Source organism: Devosia sp. (assembly GCF_030689745.1).
GTDB classification, from domain to species: domain Bacteria; phylum Pseudomonadota; class Alphaproteobacteria; order Rhizobiales; family Devosiaceae; genus Devosia; species Devosia alba.
In genome coordinates this window covers 1-3,248 of sequence record NZ_JAUYGL010000193.1, presented here as the reverse complement: position 1 = coordinate 3,248, position 3,248 = coordinate 1, and the positions used below count along the sequence as shown (strand labels likewise).

The following is a 3,248-nucleotide window of genomic DNA, read 5'->3' as shown; positions in this document are numbered from 1 at the left end:
CGGGTCGACCAGATGAAATCCTCCTGGTCTTTCTGGCTGAGCGAATGCACCTGCGCATCTATGGCGCCGGGCAGGATCAGTGCGTTGCCCAGCTCGTGACGCTCATGGGCCGAGGGCGCCCTGCCCTCGCCAACATGGACGATCTTGCCCTGGCGCACGGCCACATAGCCATTCTCGATGATGAGATCGGGGAGCACGACGGTGCCGGCCAGCGTGAGATCGAAATCGGACATGTCACTGCCTCCAAGGGCTGGGGGTGGACCTGGCTCCCCTTTGCTGGGAGAGCGCGAGGATGGGGGCAAAGCGCGGCGGTTGTTGCATAGCCCCACCCTTGATCCCTCCCCACAAGGGGGAGGGAGACGACTGCACGGCCCGATCCCTGGTCACGCCGCCGCCCTCCCCGATTGGCCGGTGCGCATCATCAAGAACCGCTCCAGCGCCGACAGAGCGTCATAGATCAGCACGGCGAGCACGCCGACGATCAACCCGCCCTGCAGCACAAAGGCGGTATTGTCCGAGAGCAGGCCGGCAATGATGACCTCACCCAAAGTGCGCGCCGCGACGGTGGAGCCGATAGTGGCGGTGGCCAGCGAGATGACCACCGAGAGCCTGATGCCGGCCAGGATGACCGGCAGCGCCAGCGGCAGTTCGACCTTGAGCAGGCGCTGCCAGCCGGTCATGCCCATGCCCTTGGCCGCGTCGGTGACGGCCAATGGCAGATTGGTCAGCCCGGTCAGGGTGTTCTCGAAAATGGGCAGCAGGCCATAGAGAAACAGCGCCACCAGGGTGGGCGCCGTACCAAAGCCGAGCATGGGCACCGCCAGCGCCAGCACGGCGACAGGTGGAAAGGTCTGGCCGATATTGGCCAGGCTGCGCGAGAGGGGCAGGAATTCGGCGCCAAAGGGACGGGTGACGATAATGGCGAGGCCCACGGCGATGAATGTTGCGGCAGCGGTTGCGGCGGCGACAATGGCCAGGTGATTGAGCGTGATGTCGAACAGGTTGCCCTGATTGTAGATGGCGGGTTGGCTGGATTTGGTGAACAGGCCGAAAAAGCCCGAGAACAGATCCGGCCTGGCCAGTAACAGGCCGAGCAATACCAGGGCCAGGAGACGAATGAGATTGCCCGCCGTCATTGCGGCTGCGCCGCCAGACGCGACAGCGCGGCCAGCGTCACCCGACCAACAATCTGGCCGTCGCGTTGCACCGGCAGGGCGGGCCGCCCCGACCACAATAGTTCGGCATAGGCATCGCGCAACGAGGCCTCTGCCGGGACGGGATCGCCGGATGCCTCGCCGGCCTCGATGTGGTCGGCAACCCTGGACAGCGAGAGCAGCCGGAAGGGCCGCTCGCTGGTGCCGATCAGTTCGGCGACAAAGGGCGTCGCCGGATGGGCAATGATTTCGGTCGGGCTGGCGCACTGCAGCAATTTTCCCTGATCCATCACCGCTATGGTGTGGCCGAGATGGATGGCTTCCTCCATGTCATGGGTCACCAGCACAATGGTGGTGCCAAACCGGCGCTGGATGTTGAGCAGATCCTGCTGCGCCTTGGCCCGGATCACCGGATCGAGCGCGCCATAGGGCTCATCCATCAGCAGGACATTGGGTTCGGCAGCCAGCGCCCGCGCCACGCCGACGCGCTGCTGCTGGCCACCGCTGAGTTCATGGGGCAGACGATCACGGAATTCGGCCGGGTCGAGCTGAAACAGCGCCATCAGTTCGTCGACCCGGCTGGCGATCCGCGGCTTGTCCCAATTGAGCAGCTTCGGCACGGTGGCAATGTTCTGACCCACGGTGCGGTGCGGAAACAGCCCATGGCCCTGAATGGCGTAGCCGATGCGGCGGCGCAGTTCATAGGCGGGGATGCCGGCAATATCCTGACCGTCGATGCGCAGCGTGCCCGAGGTCGGCGTCACCAGCTTGTTGATCATGCGCAGCAAGGTCGTCTTGCCCGAGCCGGAGGTGCCGACGATGACGCAGATGGTGTGCGGCTGGATGGTCAGCGTCACATGGTCCACCACGGCCTGGCCACCATAGACCTTGCTCAGGTCGTCGATCTCGATCATGCCTGCTGCCCCCCGCGCGATGTCAATTCCACCAGCGCGTCGAGCACGACGGCGGCGGCGAAGGCCAGGGCCACGGTCGGCACGGCGCCGAGCAGCACCAGATCCATGGCGGTCTGGCCAATGCCCTGAAACACGAAGACCCCGAAGCCGCCGCCGCCGATCAGCGCGGCGATGGTGGTCAGGCCGATATTCTGCACCAGCACGATGCGGATGCCGGTCAGGATCACCGGAAAGCCCAGCGGCAGTTCGATATCAACCAGGCGCTGCCGGCCGGTCATGCCCATGCCCTTGGCCGCATCGATGGCGGCGGGCGAGACATTGTCCAGCCCCACCACGGTATTGGAGACAATGGGCAGCAGCGAATAGGCGAACAGGGCCACCAGTGCCGGCGCGGTGCCAATGCCGGAAATGCCGATGGCCGAGGCGCCCGGCACATTGGCGGCGATCCAGGCCAGCGGCGCAATCAGCAGGCCGAACAGAGCGATGGAGGGAATGGTCTGGACGATATTGAGCACGTTGAGCACCCCTGCCCGCAAGGGTTTGACCTTGTAGCAGAGGATGCCCAGTGGCAGGCCGACCAGCGTGGCGATGGCCACCGAACCAAAGGCCAGCACCAGATGGGTGCGCGCTTCGGCCCAGAAGGCGGGCGCGCGATTGGCGTATTCCTTGAGCATGGAGAGCTGGTCCCAGCCGCCGCTCCACAGCAGCAGCGCCATGGCTGCCGCCACCGCCAGCAGCAGGGCAATCCGGATGAACGGACTGAAGCGCAGGCGGGTCAGCGCATCGGTCACCAGCAGGGCAAAGGCAAAGACCAGCAGCCAGAACCCCGCCCCCGGCGAAACCCGGGCAAAGCTGTTGCCCGCCGGCGTCAGATAGGCGGCCGACTGCCCCATCAGCACGAACAGCACCGCCAGCACGAAAAAGCCGACAAGCAGTTTGGCGCGGGCGGAAAAGCGCAGCAGTGCGACGACAAATCCGGTCAGCAGCACCGCAGCAAGCAACAGGCCCAACTGGCCCGGCAAAGCCTCGGCCAGGCTCTGGGTTTCGCCCAGCACGCTGCGGTTGGCGCGGAACAGGGCGAAGGGCAACGCGGCACCTGCCGCAGCAATCAGCGCGATCAGCACGCCTAGCTTGTCGAGTGCCAACCAGGTCGGTCGGGCGCCAGTCGCAATGGTGGTGT

At 65.5% G+C, this 3,248-nt stretch carries 3 protein-coding genes and 1 pseudogene; all 4 read right to left on the bottom strand.

Annotated elements, in window-relative coordinates; genetic code table 11:
• Positions 1–233, bottom strand: a pseudogene (locus Q8O80_RS16880) (allantoinase); the annotation flags it as partial.
• 150 nt (positions 234–383) lie between these two features.
• Entirely contained in the window at positions 384–1,136 is a 753-nt protein-coding gene (locus Q8O80_RS16875) for an ABC transporter permease (RefSeq protein ID WP_305581365.1), read from the bottom strand.
• A complete protein-coding gene (locus Q8O80_RS16870) occupies positions 1,133–2,068 on the bottom strand; it encodes an ABC transporter ATP-binding protein (RefSeq protein ID WP_305581363.1) in 936 nt (311 codons plus the stop codon). The genes Q8O80_RS16875 and Q8O80_RS16870 overlap by 4 nt, the downstream gene beginning before the upstream one ends.
• A complete protein-coding gene (locus Q8O80_RS16865; protein WP_305581367.1) occupies positions 2,065–3,240 on the bottom strand; it encodes an ABC transporter permease in 1,176 nt (391 codons plus the stop codon). Before Q8O80_RS16865 ends, Q8O80_RS16870 begins: the two co-directional genes overlap by 4 nt.
• Positions 3,241–3,248: the final 8 nt, after the last annotated feature.